Raw genomic sequence first — 13,096 nt, 5'->3', positions numbered from 1 at the left:
GCAAGACTGCCTGAACGGCGTGCCTTCGGCTTCGTGGCCATGACGCTTCCCTGCGCGAGGATTACCTCAGTCAGGTTCAAAGGGACTCTCTCAGTCGGGCCGTCGACGACGGCCCAACACCCCTAGCGAGGCGACGCGCCCAATGCGCGTCGCACAGCGATTATGGCGCAGCGATGAATGCAAACGGCCCGCACGAGGCGGGCCGGTCCATCCGATGCGCGAGGCGCGCCGTGCTCAGTCGAACACCGGCGTCTCGACGCCCAGCACCTTGTGCAGCTTCGGGCTGGTGGTCGTGTACTGCAGGTGGATGCGCTTCTCGGGGAAGATGTACGGCGCGGCGCCGAACGCGGCGAGCGCGGCCTCGTGGAAGCCCGACAGGATCAGCTTCTTCTTGCCCGGATAGGTGTTGATGTCGCCCACCGCGAAGATGCCCGGGATGTTGGTCTCGAACTTCTCGGTGTCGACGACGAGCTGCTTGCGCTCGATGTTCAGGCTCCACTCGGCGATCGGACCGAGCTTGGGGCTCAGGCCGAAGAACACCAGCAGCATGTCCAGCGGCACGACGCGCGTGACGCCGTCGCCGCCGGTGACCTTGGCGCCGGTGAGCTTGCCGTCCTGCTCCTCGTAGCCGGTGACCTGGCCGACGATGAACTGCATCTCGTAGGCGTCGCACAGCTCCTTCATCTTGGCCACGCTGGCGGGCGCGGCGCGGAAGCCGTCGCGGCGATGCACGAGGATCACGCTCTCGGCCTTGTTGGGGCCGTCCTGCGCGAAGTTCAGCGCCCAATCGAGCGCCGAATCGCCGCCGCCGACGATGACGATGTTCTTGCCCGCGAACTGCGCCGGGTTCTTGACGCGGTAGAACAGCTGCGAGCCGTCGAACTTCTCGAGCCCGTCGACCTTCAGCGTGCGCGGCTGGAACGAGCCCACGCCGCCGGCGATGAAGATGGTCTTGCTCAGAAAGCGCGTGCCCTTGCTGGTCTCGACGTAGAAGCGGCCGTCATCCTGCTTCTGAACCACGGTCACTTCCTGGCCGAGGTGGAAGGTCGCGCCGAACGGCTCGATCTGCTTGAGCAGGTTGTCGGTGAGCTCCTTGCCGGTGCACACCGGCACGGCCGGAATGTCGTAGATCGGCTTGTCCGGATACAGCTCGATGCACTGGCCGCCGGGATAGGCGAGCGAGTCGATGATGTGCGCCTTGACCTCGAGCAAGCCGAGCTCGAACACCTGGAACAAGCCCACCGGGCCCGCGCCGACGATGACGGCATCGGTCTCGATCGGACCGTCGTGGCTCACGGCCGTCTTGGCCACTTCAGCGTTGATTTGAGGTTCCATCATGCGTTGGGGCAAAGCGTCAGCGGATCAGTTCCGAGAGCTTGCCGGTCTTGTCTTTCCACTCGTCGGCATCGGGCAGCGCCGGCTTGCGCTTGGTGATGCTGGGCCACTTCTTCGCCAGTTCGGCGTTGAGCCCGATCATGTGCTGCTGGTCGCCCGGGACGTCTTCCTCGGGCACGATCGCGTTGACCGGGCACTCGGGGATGCAGACCGCGCAGTCGATGCACTCGTCCGGGTCGATCGTGAGGAAGTTCGGCCCTTCACGGAAGCAATCCACCGGGCAGACGTCGACGCAATCGGTGTACTTGCAGCGGATGCAGGATTCGGTGACGACGTGGGTCATGGCTCGGTGGCGACTTCAGTGGCGCGTGGATGAAGCAGCGCCGACATCGGCGCGAAACTTCGGGATTTTACGGGGTCACGCCGGCTTGACGAGCCGAAGGCACTGTCTCGGCGAGGGGTCTTGCGTTGCATCAGGAACCGAGGCCGCGCGGGCAGCGACCGGCGCGGCGCCGACGCCCACCGTGACCACCGTCGGGCGGCCGGCGTGCAGGACGCTGGCCTGCGCGAGCATATCGAGGCGGTGCGAGCTCGTCAGCGCGTCGACGCAGCCGGCGCGCGAGACCACGCACACCGGCGCGTCGACGGGCCAGCCGCTGGCTTGCAGGCGGCGCGAGAGCGCGGCGAGCTGGCGGCCGGCCATGTAGAACACCTCGGTGTCGGCGCTGCGCGAGCCGTGCAGTTCGCCGTCGCGCGTCATGGCCGTCGTCAGGCTGACGCTGCGGCCGCGCCCGCGGCGCGTGAGCGGGCGTTGAGATTGCGCCGCTGCCGCCAGCGCCGCGGTGACGCCAGGCACCACCTCGGCCGACAAGCCGGCCGCCGCCAGCGCCTCGAGCTCCTCTTCGAGCCGCCCGAACACGCTCGGGTCGCCGCCCTTGAGGCGCACGACGCGCCGGCCCGCCAGGGCATGCCTGACGATCAGCGCGTTGATGCGCGTCTGGCCCACGGCATCGCAGAAGCCTCGCTTGCCCACGTCGATCCACTCGGCATGCGGCGCGAAGGCGCGCAGCGAGGCGTCGTCGGCCAGCGCGTCGAACAGCACGACCTCGGCTTCGGCAAGGCGGCGCACGCCGCGCAGCGTGATCAGGTCGGCCGCGCCCGGGCCGGCACCGATGAAGACGACGGGGTGAAGCTTCATGCCTGGCTCACGAGCAGCGCGCCGCTCGTGCGATTGCTGGCCGGGTCGACCACGATCAGCGCGCCGCCGACGCGGTTTTCGAGGTATGCCTCCACCGGCAGCGGCGCCTGGGTCTCGATCTGCACGCGGCCGATCTCGTTGACGCCGAGTTCGTGCGCTTCGTGGTCTTCGAGCGTGTGGATGTCGCGCCGGCTGTCGATCGCGGTGATGCGCGCCTGCACCCAGCGGTGGCCGTGGCGCACCCAGTACTTGCGCCCGATCTGCGCGGCTTCGGTGTCCAGCCAGGCCAGCGTGGCGGTGAAGCGCTGCGTCGAGCCGAGCGTGCCAGGCGTGGAGAACCAGTCGCCGCGCGAGATGTCGAGCTCGCGGTCGAGCACCAGGCCGGCGGACTGGCCGGCCTCGACCACGTCGACCGGCTCGCCGGCGCGGCGCAGCTCGGCCACCTGGGCCTGCTGGCCGCTGGGGAAGACCTGCACGGTGTCGCCGACGCGCACGCGGCCGTGCGCGATGCGGCCCCAGAAGATGCGCTTCGGGTTGGCGCCGTCGCCGATCTTGGCGACGTATTGCACCGGGACCGACAGCGCGCCGTCGTGGCGTTCGTCGGCAGCCGGCAACGCGTGCAACAGCTCCAGCAGCGTCGGGCCGGCGTACCACGTCCACACCGGCGAGGCGGCCGTGACGTTGTCGCCGCGCAGCGCGGAGACCGGCACGATGCCGGCGACCTCGATGCCGGCCTGCGCGGCAAAGGCCTCGAGCGAGGCGCGCACGGCGTCGAACGCGGCGCGCGCTTCGGCGTCGATCGCGTCGAGCTTGTTGACCGCGAACACGATGCTGGGCACGCGCAGCAGCTGCGCGAGCAGGGCATGGCGGCGCGTCTGCGGCAGCAGCTTCACCGGCTGCTGGCGCCAGTCGAGCTTGGTGATGTCGACCAGCACCACCGCGGCGTCGCTGCCGGCCGCGGCGGTGACCATGTTGCGCGTGTACTGCTCGTGGCCCGGTGCGTCGGCGATGATGAATTTGCGCTGGCGCGTTGCGAAGTAGCGGTAGGCGACGTCGATCGTGATGCCTTGCTCGCGCTCGGCCTCGAGGCCGTCGGTGAGCAGCGAGAGGTCGATCGCGCTGCCGGCGGCACGGCGCTCCAGCGCGTCGAGCTGGTCGGCCAGGATCGCGCGGCTGTCGAACAGCAGGCGGCCGATCAGCGTGGACTTGCCGTCGTCGACCGAGCCGGCGGTGAGGAAGCGCAGTGCGCGGTGCGTCTGGGCGCCGGTGTCGACCGGCGCGGTGTCGATTTGCTGGAGCACGGCACTCATCAGAAATAGCCTTCCTTCTTGCGGCGCTCCATCGAGGCGTCCGAGGTGCGATCGTCCATGCGCGTCGCGCCGCGCTCGCTCACCGTGACGGTGAGCGTCTCGGCGACGATGTCGGCGGCGTCGGCCGCGTCGCTTTCCACTGGGCAGGTGCAGGTCATGTCGCCGACGGTGCGGAATCGCACGGTCGCCGTCTCGACCGTCTCGCCCGCTTCAGGCGGCGTCACTTCGGTCAGCGGCACCAGCAGGCCCTTGCGGCGGATCACCGGGCGCTCGTGCGCGTAGTACAGGCCGGGCAGCGGAATCTGCTCGCGCGCGATGTAGAGCCAGACGTCGAGCTCGGTCCAGTTGCTGATGGGGAAGGCGCGGAAGTGCTCGCCCGGGCGGATGCGCGTGTTGAACAAGGTCCACAGCTCCGGGCGCTGCTCCTTGGGCTGCCACTGCCCGAACGAGTCGCGGTGGCTGAAGATGCGCTCCTTGGCGCGCGCCTTCTCCTCGTCGCGCCGCGCGCCGCCGATCAGGCAGTCGAAGCGGTTCTCCTCGATCGCCTCGAGCAGGGTCACCGTCTGGTGGCCGTTGCGGGATTCGAGCGGGTGAGCCAGGCGCACGGTGCCGCGCTTGATCGAGTCTTCAAGGTGGCCGACGACGAGCCGCTCGCCCATCTCGGCAACGCGCCGGTCGCGGAACTCGATCACCTCGGGGAAGTTGTGGCCGGTGTCGACGTGCAGCAGCGGGAAGGGCAGGGTGCCGTCGAAGCGGTTCAGGTCGCCGGCCGCAAAGGCCTCGGCGTTGCGCTGCTTGAACGCCTTCTCGGCCAGGCGCAGCACGACGCAGGAATCCTTGCCGCCCGAGAACAGCAGCGCCGGGCGCTCGAAGCTGGCCGCGACCTCGCGCAGGATGAAGATGGCCTCTTCCTCGAGCGCGTCGAGGTGGCGGTGGTCAAGCTCCGGCAGCAGCCGGTCGAGGTTCACGGGCGCATTCATGCGCGGTCTCCGATCAGTGACACGGCGGGCGCGTCTTCTTCGTCATGCTTGACGTGCAGCCCGCACTCCTTGGCGGCCTCGTCTTCCCACCACCAGCGGCCGGCGCGGAACGGCTCGCCCACCGCGATCGCGCGCGTGCAGGGCGCGCAGCCAATGCTGGGCATGAACTCGTCGTGCAGCGGGTTGTAGGGCACCTGGTGCGTGGCCACGTAGTGCCAGACCTCGCCCCAGGTCCAGTCGGCCAGCGGGTTGAACTTGGCGCGCCCGGCGTCGTCGCGGTCCTCGAAGGGCACCTCGCCGCGTGCGTCGCTTTGCTCGCGGCGCAGGCCCGTGATCCAGGCGCTGCGATTGGCCAGCATGCGCGCGAGCGGCTCGAGCTTGCGGATGCCGCAGCAGCCCTTGCGCAGCTCGATGCTGCGGAACATCGCGTCCTCGCCGTTGCGCTGAACGAACTCGATCACCGCGCTGTCCTTGGGGCGGTAGACCTCCACCGCGAGGCCGTAGCGCTGCTCGATGCGGCCGATCAGCTCGACCGTCTGCGGATGCAGCTTGCCGGTCTCGAGCGTGCCGATCGCGACGTGCAGGTTCTCTTCCTTGGCCAGGCGCGCGAGCAGGTCGGTGACGACCATGTCCTCGACGCCGAGGCTGGTGGCTTGCACGATGCGCCCGGCATGCGACGTCGCAGCCTCGCGCAGGCGCGCGAGCGTGCGTTCGAGCTTGGCTTCGAAATCGGCGCCGGCGCGCGCGTAGAGGTCGATGGCGCTCATCGCGTTGGTCGTGGCGTTGTGGGTCAGGCGCTGCGCGCGTAGCGCGGCTGGTGCTCGGTCACGTCGGCCTGGTAGTGGCCGGCGGGGAAGAAGCGCAGTGCGCGTTCGGCGCTCTCGCGCTTCTGGTCGGCGCGCAGCTGTGCGGCGTCGAAGCCGGTGCGCGCAAGCAGCGGCGCCATGTCAACCACCACGTCGCCGGTGGCGCGGATCTCGCCCGCGAAGCGCAAGCGTGCGCGCAGCAGGCGCGCCTGGCTGTAGGCGCGGCCGTCGGTCCACTTCGGGAACTGCAGCACGACGAGCGCGAGGCTCTTCAGGTCGTCGGCGATGTCCTCGATGTCGACGTCGTTCGGCACGATCACGCCGACCGGCGTGCCCGCCGGCCAATGCGCGCGGGCGGCCTGCCATTGCGCCAGCGTCAGCAGCAGGTTGGGGCGCGGCGCGATCTTCACCGGCGGGCCGTCTTCGCCGCCGACCAGGCGCCACGGGTCATGAGCGGCATCGATGAACTTCATGATGGGACTCCAGCTTCTCAGGCGGCGTGGGCCGGCGCGGTGGAGCGGCGCACGGCGTTGGCGGCGGCCTTGAACGGGTCGATGCCGACGCGCCGCACGGTGTCGATGAAGCGCTCGGAGGCGCCGCTGCGCTGACCGCGGTAGGTGTCGATCACCGCCTCGATGACGTCGGCGATCTCGTCGGCCGCGAACGACGGGCCGATGACCTTGCCCGGCGTGGCCGCGCCCGACAGCGTTGAGCCGTCGGAGCCGCCCAGCGTGACCTGGTACCACTCGGCGCCGTCCTTGTCGACGCCGAGGATGCCGATGTGGCCGCTGTGGTGGTGGCCGCAGGAGTTGATGCAGCCGCTGATGTGCAGGTCGATGTCGCCGATGTCGTACAGCTCGTCGAGGTCTTCGAAGCGCTCGGTGATCTGCGCGGCCACCGGGATCGAGCGCGCGTTCGCCAGCCCGCAGAAGTCGCCGCCCGGGCAAGCGATCATGTCGGTCAGGAAGCCGATGTTGGGCGTCGCGAAGCTGTTGTCGCGCGCGGCTTGCCACAGCGCGAAGAGGTCGCTCTCCAGCACCCACGGCAGCACCAGGTTCTGGTCGTGCGAGACGCGCAGCTCGCCGTGGCTGAAGCGGTCGGCCAGGTCGGCGGCGGCGTCCATCTGGGCGTCGGTCGCGTCGCCCGGCGCCTGGCCGGCGCGCTTGAGCGACAACGTGACCGCGCGGTAGCCTGCCAGCCGATGTGCATGCACGTTGCGTTCGAGCCAGCGCCGGTAGGCCGGCGGCGCATCGGCCGGCGCGCCGTCCCCGCTACCTTGGCGAGCCGCGACGCCGGCCGGCACCACGAAGCTGGCCGCGACGCGGTCGAACTCGGACTGCGGAACGATCTGCGCCTCGCCGTCGACGTCATGCTTGAGGATGGCCTCGTACTCGGCATTGACCGCGTCGACGAACTTCTGGCCCTCGGCCTTGACGAGGATCTTGATGCGCGCCTTGTACATGTTGTCGCGGCGGCCGTAGCGGTTGTAGACACGCACGATCGCCTCGATGAACACGAGGATGCGCTGCCACGGCACAAACTCGCTCATCACCGTGCCGATGATCGGCGTGCGGCCCATGCCGCCGCCGGCCAGCACCTTGAAGCCGACCTCGCCCGCCGCGTTCTTGCGCAGTTGCAGGCCGATGTCGTGCCAGCCGATCGCCGCGCGGTCTTCCTCGGCGCCGGTCACCGCGATCTTGAACTTGCGCGGCAGGAAGGCGAACTCGGGGTGCAGCGTCGACCACTGGCGCAGGATTTCGCAGTAGGGGCGCGGATCGACCAGCTCGTCGGGCGCGATGCCGGCGAACGCGTCGCTGGTGATGTTGCGGATGCAGTTGCCGCTGGTCTGGATGCCGTGCATGTCGACGGCGGCCAGCGCTTCCATCACCTCGGCGCTGCGCTCGAGCGGGATCCAGTTGTATTGCAGGTTCTGGCGCGTCGTGAAGTGGCCGTAGCCGCGGTCGAACTCGCGCGCGATGCGCCCGAGCTGCCGCAACTGTCGGCTCGAGAGCTCGCCGTAGGGCACGGCCACGCGCAGCATTGGCGCGTGGCGCTGGATGTACCAGCCGTTTTGCAGGCGCAGCGGGCGGAAGTCGTCGGTGCTCAGCTCGCCACCGAGGTGGCGCTCCAGCTGGTCACGGTACTGGGCGGCCCGTTGATGCACGAACTGGCGGTCGAAGTCGGTGTACTGGTACATCGCGGTCGCGAGGATGTGGTCCGCGGACTGTAAGAATCAGCTATAGAAATGAGAACAACAGATAAGTGACTTGCTTATCGTGGGCTGGAATATGGCGGCTGAGACAATCCGGCCCGATGAGCCCGTCTTCCGTCCCGAATCCTGACTTCATCGGGCGGCGTCGCTGGCTGCAGTTCGGGCTCGCGGGCGGACTCGCCCTGGCTGGCTGCGCCACCGCGCCCCCGTCGCCACCCCCGATCTCGGCGCCCGTCGAGAGCCCGCCGCCCCCCCCGCCGCCGCCCGCTCCCGCGCCACCACCACCGCCACCCCCGCGGCCACCGCGCATCGGCCTCGCGCTGGGTGGCGGCGCGGCGCGCGGCTTCGCGCATGTCGGCGTCATCCAGGTGCTGGAAGAGCAGGGCATCGCCTGCGACCTCGTGGTCGGCACCTCGGCCGGCAGCCTGGTGGCGGCGATGTGGGCTTCCGGCAAGAGCGGCGTCGAGCTCGGTTCGCTGGCCGAGCACATGGACGAGTCGGTCTTCGCCGACTGGAGCTACCCGGGCCGTGGCCTGCTGCGCGGCGAAGCGCTGGCGCGCTACGTGCGCGAGCACACCGAGAACCGGCGCCTGGAGACGATGAAGATCCCGCTGGGCATCGTCGCGACCGATCTCGAAAGCGGCGAGCCGATCCTGTTTCGCCGCGGCGACCCGGGCGTCGCGGTGCGCGCGTCGAGCGCGGTGCCGGCGGTGTTCCAGCCGGTGCGCATCGGCAGCCGCGAATACGTCGACGGCGGCCTGGTGTCGCCGGTGCCAGTGCGCTTTGCTCGCGAGATGGGCGCCGAGCTGGTGATCGCGGTCGACATCTCCTCGGCACCCGAAGGCCAGCCGACCGGCGACGCGCTGCGCATGCTGCTGCAGACCTTCGCGATCATGGGGCGCAGCCTCAATCGCTGGGAGCTGCGCGAGGCCGACGTGGTGCTGCGGCCCAAGCTCAACGGCATGTCGGGTGCCGACTTCACGGCGCGGCGGCGTTCGATCCAGCTCGGCCGCGAGGCGGCGCTGGCGGCCTTGCCGGAGCTGCGCTCGCGCATCGCGGCCAAGACCCGCTGACGAGCGTCGGGCGAGCGCCCAGAAAAAAGCCCGAGCGCGAGGCTCGGGCCGAAGGTACCTGGAACCCATGTTCGGAGGTACCGAGGAGACAACCTTTCAAGGGAGGCTGCCGCAGCGCGGCAGCATCTCTCAGATGGGCAGGTGGCCCCAAAGTTCAAGCGGCGCTGCGCAAAGAACTGCGAAGCGCCGCCGGCGTGGGCCTGTTGTCAGGCGAGGGGGCGCCGCCGAGCGGCGCGATGCGTCAGGCGCGGCGCGCCTTGGTCGCGGCGGCGGTCGCCTTGGCGGCCGAGGTGCTGATCGCCTGGAAGTTGGCTTCGGCGACGTCCTGGGCCTGCTTGGCGGCCTTGTGCACGCTCTCCAGCGCGTTGTTGGCAGCGGCCACGGCCGACTTCACCAGCGCGACGGCGTTCTCGGTGCCGGCCGGCGCGTTCTTGGCGGCGCTGTCGACCAGCGCGACGAACTTCTTCTGCGCTTCGGCGAACTGGCCTTCGGCGATCTTGCTCACTTCGGCATTGGTGGCCGAGGCGATCTCGTAGAGGTGACGGCTGTAGGCGGCGGCCTTTTCGGCGGCCGGTTGCAGCAGGCCGGCTTGCAGGGCCAGCAGTTCCTGCGCGTCCTTGACGGACAGCGAAGCCTTGGCGTGCTCGGCGGCTTCGCCGAAGCCGGCCTTGGCGACTTGCAGGTTCAGTTCGACGAGCTTCTCCACGCCTTCGAAGGCCTTGGTGGTGAGCCCGAAGAGGGTTTCGACATTGGCCTTGTGGGCGGCCAGGATCTGTTCGGCGGTCAGCATGGGCGATCTCCAGAAGTGGTGGACGAGGGATTCGGTGCAGCGCAGTGATTTGTGCGCTGCAGCATGAACCGAAGTATACGGGTCGCCAGACGGGTTGCAAGCTCATTTTGTTGCGGTGCATCAAAATGGAGGGCATCCTCTAGCAGCCCGGAAAACGCACGCTTCAAGAAGCGTGCCGAGGCTGCGCGTTGCTGCGGCGCAGCGCCATGCTCGCGCCGCGCCATGACAGCCGCGTGTCGGCCGCACAGCGGCGGTGCCCCCGACGTCAGGGACGGTGCCCCTGCACAATGCCGGCGCATGCAGGGCTTCTACAGCGATCACTTCGTCCTGCCCCTGCCGCCGGGGCATCGTTTTCCGATGCCGAAGTACCGGCTGTTGCGCGATGCGATCGAGCGCGAGCTGCCGCAAGTGCGCCTCACGGTCGCGCAGCCGGCCAGCGACGGCGAGCTGGCCCTGGCCCATGCGCCGGCCTACGTCGACGACGTCTCGCAAGGCCGGCTCTCGGCCGCGCAGCAGCGCGAGATCGGCTTCCCGTGGTCGGTCGCGATGGTGGAGCGCTCGCGACGGTCGGTCGGCGCGACGATCCAGGCCGCGCGCACCGCGCTGGCCGAGGGCGTGGCCGGCAATCTGGCCGGGGGCACGCACCACGCGTACGCCGATCGGGGCTCGGGCTACTGCGTCTTCAACGACATCGCGGTGGCCGCGCGCCTGATGCAAGCCGAATGGCACCGAACGCGCCGTGCGCTGCTGCGCGTCGCCGTGATCGACCTCGACGTGCACCAGGGCAACGGCACGGCCGCGATCTTCCGCGACGACCCGACCGTGTACACGCTGTCGCTGCACGGCGCGAAGAACTTCCCGTTCCGCAAGGAGGCGAGCGACCTCGACGTCGAGCTGCCCGACGGCACCGGCGACGCGGCCTATCTCGAGGCGCTCGACGCCGCGCTCGATCGCCTGTGGTCGGCTCACACCGGCGCGCTGCCCGGCCTGGTGTTCTACCTTGCCGGCGCCGATGCGCACGAGCACGACCGACTGGGCCGGCTCAAGCTCAGCGCCGCCGGCCTCGCCGAGCGCGACCGGCGCGTGTTCGCGGCCTGCCGCGAGCGCGGCGTCCCCGTCGCGCTGGCCATGGGCGGCGGCTACGGCCAGCGCATCGAGGAGACGGTGGCACTGCAGCTCGCCACCTGGCGCGAAGCCGCGGCGAGCCACGCCGCCTGGGCGACAGCGCGGCTTGCGCTCGCGTCCTGATAATCGTCCGCATGAGCGAGCCCACCTCACGACCGCAGCCGCGACCGCGCGCAGACTTCCGCCGCTTTCGAGACGTGCCCACGCGCTGGATGGACAACGACGTCTACGGCCACGTCAACAACGTCGTCTACTACAGCTACTTCGACACCGCGGTGAACGCCTACCTGGTCGAGGCCGGCGCGCTGGACATCGAACGCTCCGAGGTGATCGGCCTGGTGGTCGAGACGCAGTGCCGCTACTTCGCGCCGCTGGCGTTCCCGCAGGTCGTCGAGGCCGGCATCCGCGTCGCGAGCATCGGCCGCTCCAGCGTGCGCTACGAGATCGGCCTGTTCGCGCAGGGCGCATCCGACAGCGCCGCGCACGGCCACTTCGTCCACGTCTACGTCGACCGCGCGACGCGGCGCCCGGTGCCGCTGCCCGCGGCGCTGCGCGCGGCGCTTGAGGCGCTGGCCTGAGCCGCAACCCACACACGAAACAAGGAGACCGCACCGTGCCCGACACCGTCATCCAGGATCCCGCGAGCGTCGATGCCGCGATCGAGTCGCGCCGCTCGATCCGCGCCTTCCTGCCCACGCCGGTGCCGCGCGAAACGATCGAGGAGATCCTGCGCGTGGCCTCGAAAGCGCCCTCCGGCAGCAACACGCAGCCCTGGAAGGTGCACGTGCTGACGGGCGCAGCGCTGGCGCGCCTGTCGCAGGCCATCCTCGAGGCCTACGACGACCCCGAGTCGGCGCCCGAGCACACCGAGGAGTACGCCTACTACCCGCGCCAGTGGGTCTCGCCCTACATCGACCGCCGTCGCGCCAACGGCTGGAGCCTGTACGGGCTGCTGGGCATCGGCAAGGGCGACAAGAACCGCATGCACGACCAGCACGGGCGCAACTACAAGTTCTTCGATGCGCCGGTCGGCTTCATCTTCGTGATCGACCGCATCCTGGAGCAGGGCAGCTGGCTCGATTACGGCATGTTCCTGCAGAACATCATGGTCGCGGCGCGCGCGCGCGGGCTCGACACCTGTCCGCAGGCGGCCTTCAACCCCTTCCACCGCATCATCGAGCGCGAGCTGAATATCCCCGAGTCGCAGATCGTCGTGTGCGGCATGGCGCTGGGCTACGCGGATCACTCGGCGGTGGAGAACGGCCTCGTCAATCCGCGCGAGCCGGTCGCGGGCTTCACCACTTTCCACGACGCCTGATGCTCGAAGTCCTGGATCCCGACGCCACGCGCGCGCGGCTGCCGGCCGCGGTGCTGCTGGGCGCGTTGGCGCAGGCGATGCGCGCGCGCCGCGCCGGCACTCTGCACGCGCCCGAGCGCAGCGTGCTGCCGCTGGCCGAGGGCGCGTCCTACCTGGCGATGCCGGCGGCCGACGCGACGCTCGCGATTTGCAAGCTGATCACGGTGCATCCGGCCAATCCCTCGCGCGGCCTGCCGACGATCCGCGGCCAGGTGCTGGTCACCGACGCCGCCAGCGGCGCGTCGCTCGCGCTGCTCGACGGCCCGACCGTCACCGCGCGGCGCACCGCCGGCGTGAGCCTGCTGGCGCTGCGCCGCTTCGCCGCGCCGCGCGCGGTGGCGATCATCGGCACCGGCGCGCAGGCGATAGAGCACGCACGCATGCTGGCCGAGACCGGGCTGGCGAGTGAACTGCACCTGGCCGCGCGCCGCCCGGACGCCGGCCCGGCGCTGGCCGAGTCGCTGCGCGCCGAGGGGCTGACGATCAACTGCCACGGCCATGCCGGGGTGCTCGACGCGCTGGCCGCGCTGGGCGAGGGCGACGCCGTGATCTGCCTGACCACCGCGACCGAACCGGTGCTGCCCGACGACCTGCCCGACGGCGTGCTGGCGATCGGCGCCGGTGCGTTCAAGCCGCACATGGCCGAGCTGCCGGCGGCGCTGCTGGCGCGGCGCGACATCGTCGTCGACGACCTGACCGGCGCGCGGCACGAGGCCGGCGACCTGCTGCGCGCCGGTATCGACTGGTCGCGCGTCGACGAACTGGCTGATTGGATCGACGCCCCCGGTCGGCGGCCGTCGAGGCCGGGCGTGGCGGTCAAGACGGTCGGCCAGGCGGCCTGGGACCTGGCGGCGGCGCACGTCGCCTGCGCCTCCTAGAATCCGCCGCCCTTCACCGCACGCGACGCGAC

At 70.2% G+C, this 13,096-nt stretch carries 14 protein-coding genes and 1 riboswitch; of the genes, 5 read left to right on the top strand and 9 right to left on the bottom strand.

Annotated features, from left to right (window positions below; translation table 11 throughout):
- Nucleotides 1-30 precede the first annotated feature (30 nt).
- Nucleotides 31-134: riboswitch (TPP riboswitch) on the bottom strand.
- Between the two features lie 100 nt (nucleotides 135-234).
- The 8 genes from ACO2TI_RS00480 to ACO2TI_RS00445 all read right to left on the bottom strand — a co-directional run bounded on the left by ACO2TI_RS00480 (nucleotide 235) and on the right by ACO2TI_RS00445 (nucleotide 7,826).
- A complete protein-coding gene (locus ACO2TI_RS00480; protein ID WP_423282131.1) occupies nucleotides 235-1,335 on the bottom strand; it encodes an NAD(P)/FAD-dependent oxidoreductase in 1,101 nt (366 codons plus the stop codon).
- Nucleotides 1,336-1,354: 19 nt separating this feature from the next.
- On the bottom strand, nucleotides 1,355-1,678 hold the full coding sequence (gene fdxA / locus ACO2TI_RS00475) for a ferredoxin FdxA (protein ID WP_423281440.1): 324 nt from the start codon (nucleotides 1,676-1,678) through the stop codon (nucleotides 1,355-1,357).
- Between the two features lie 75 nt (nucleotides 1,679-1,753).
- Complete coding sequence (cobA, locus tag ACO2TI_RS00470; RefSeq protein WP_423281439.1) at nucleotides 1,754-2,533, bottom strand: uroporphyrinogen-III C-methyltransferase; 780 nt, start codon at nucleotides 2,531-2,533, stop codon at nucleotides 1,754-1,756.
- A complete protein-coding gene (locus ACO2TI_RS00465; protein WP_423281438.1) occupies nucleotides 2,530-3,843 on the bottom strand; it encodes a sulfate adenylyltransferase subunit 1 in 1,314 nt (437 codons plus the stop codon). Before ACO2TI_RS00465 ends, cobA begins: the two co-directional genes overlap by 4 nt.
- Nucleotides 3,843-4,823: a sulfate adenylyltransferase subunit CysD gene (cysD, locus tag ACO2TI_RS00460; RefSeq protein ID WP_423281437.1), complete on the bottom strand. Its 981-nt coding sequence runs from the start codon at nucleotides 4,821-4,823 to the stop codon at nucleotides 3,843-3,845. The genes ACO2TI_RS00465 and cysD overlap by 1 nt, the downstream gene beginning before the upstream one ends.
- Complete coding sequence (locus ACO2TI_RS00455; RefSeq protein ID WP_423281436.1) at nucleotides 4,820-5,590, bottom strand: phosphoadenylyl-sulfate reductase; 771 nt, start codon at nucleotides 5,588-5,590, stop codon at nucleotides 4,820-4,822. Before ACO2TI_RS00455 ends, cysD begins: the two co-directional genes overlap by 4 nt.
- 23 nt (nucleotides 5,591-5,613) lie before the next feature.
- Entirely contained in the window at nucleotides 5,614-6,102 is a 489-nt protein-coding gene (locus tag ACO2TI_RS00450; protein WP_423281435.1) for a DUF934 domain-containing protein, read from the bottom strand.
- Between the two features lie 17 nt (nucleotides 6,103-6,119).
- A complete protein-coding gene (locus ACO2TI_RS00445; RefSeq protein WP_423281434.1) occupies nucleotides 6,120-7,826 on the bottom strand; it encodes a nitrite/sulfite reductase in 1,707 nt (568 codons plus the stop codon).
- A gap of 116 nt (nucleotides 7,827-7,942) precedes the next feature.
- Between ACO2TI_RS00445 and ACO2TI_RS00440 the strand changes: the two genes are divergently transcribed.
- Nucleotides 7,943-8,914 carry a patatin-like phospholipase family protein gene (locus tag ACO2TI_RS00440; RefSeq protein ID WP_423281433.1) on the top strand — a complete coding sequence of 324 codons (972 nt, stop codon included), beginning with the start codon at nucleotides 7,943-7,945 and terminating at the stop codon, nucleotides 8,912-8,914.
- Nucleotides 8,915-9,155: 241 nt separating this feature from the next.
- Here the strand turns inward: ACO2TI_RS00440 and phaP are convergent, their stop codons facing one another.
- Nucleotides 9,156-9,704: a TIGR01841 family phasin gene (gene phaP / locus ACO2TI_RS00435; protein WP_423281432.1), complete on the bottom strand. Its 549-nt coding sequence runs from the start codon at nucleotides 9,702-9,704 to the stop codon at nucleotides 9,156-9,158.
- 297 nt (nucleotides 9,705-10,001) lie between these two features.
- Between phaP and ACO2TI_RS00430 the strand changes: the two genes are divergently transcribed.
- From ACO2TI_RS00430 to ACO2TI_RS00415, 4 genes are read left to right on the top strand one after another with little or no spacing between them, the layout of a single operon-like run.
- Nucleotides 10,002-10,952, top strand: coding sequence for a histone deacetylase (locus tag ACO2TI_RS00430; RefSeq protein WP_423281431.1), 951 nt, complete (start codon nucleotides 10,002-10,004; stop codon nucleotides 10,950-10,952).
- Between the two features lie 11 nt (nucleotides 10,953-10,963).
- Entirely contained in the window at nucleotides 10,964-11,407 is a 444-nt protein-coding gene (locus ACO2TI_RS00425; protein WP_423281430.1) for an acyl-CoA thioesterase, read from the top strand.
- Nucleotides 11,408-11,442: 35 nt separating this feature from the next.
- Complete coding sequence (locus tag ACO2TI_RS00420) at nucleotides 11,443-12,147, top strand: nitroreductase (protein ID WP_423281429.1); 705 nt, start codon at nucleotides 11,443-11,445, stop codon at nucleotides 12,145-12,147.
- On the top strand, nucleotides 12,147-13,064 hold the full coding sequence (locus tag ACO2TI_RS00415) for a delta(1)-pyrroline-2-carboxylate reductase family protein (RefSeq protein WP_423281428.1): 918 nt from the start codon (nucleotides 12,147-12,149) through the stop codon (nucleotides 13,062-13,064). Before ACO2TI_RS00420 ends, ACO2TI_RS00415 begins: the two co-directional genes overlap by 1 nt.
- Nucleotides 13,065-13,096 lie beyond the last annotated feature (32 nt).

Origin of the sequence: Caldimonas sp. KR1-144, from assembly GCF_049446155.1 — a bacterium.
In the GTDB taxonomy this organism is placed as follows: Bacteria; Pseudomonadota; Gammaproteobacteria; order Burkholderiales; family Burkholderiaceae_C; genus Rivibacter.
This window is presented reverse-complemented; position numbering and strand designations above follow the sequence as displayed.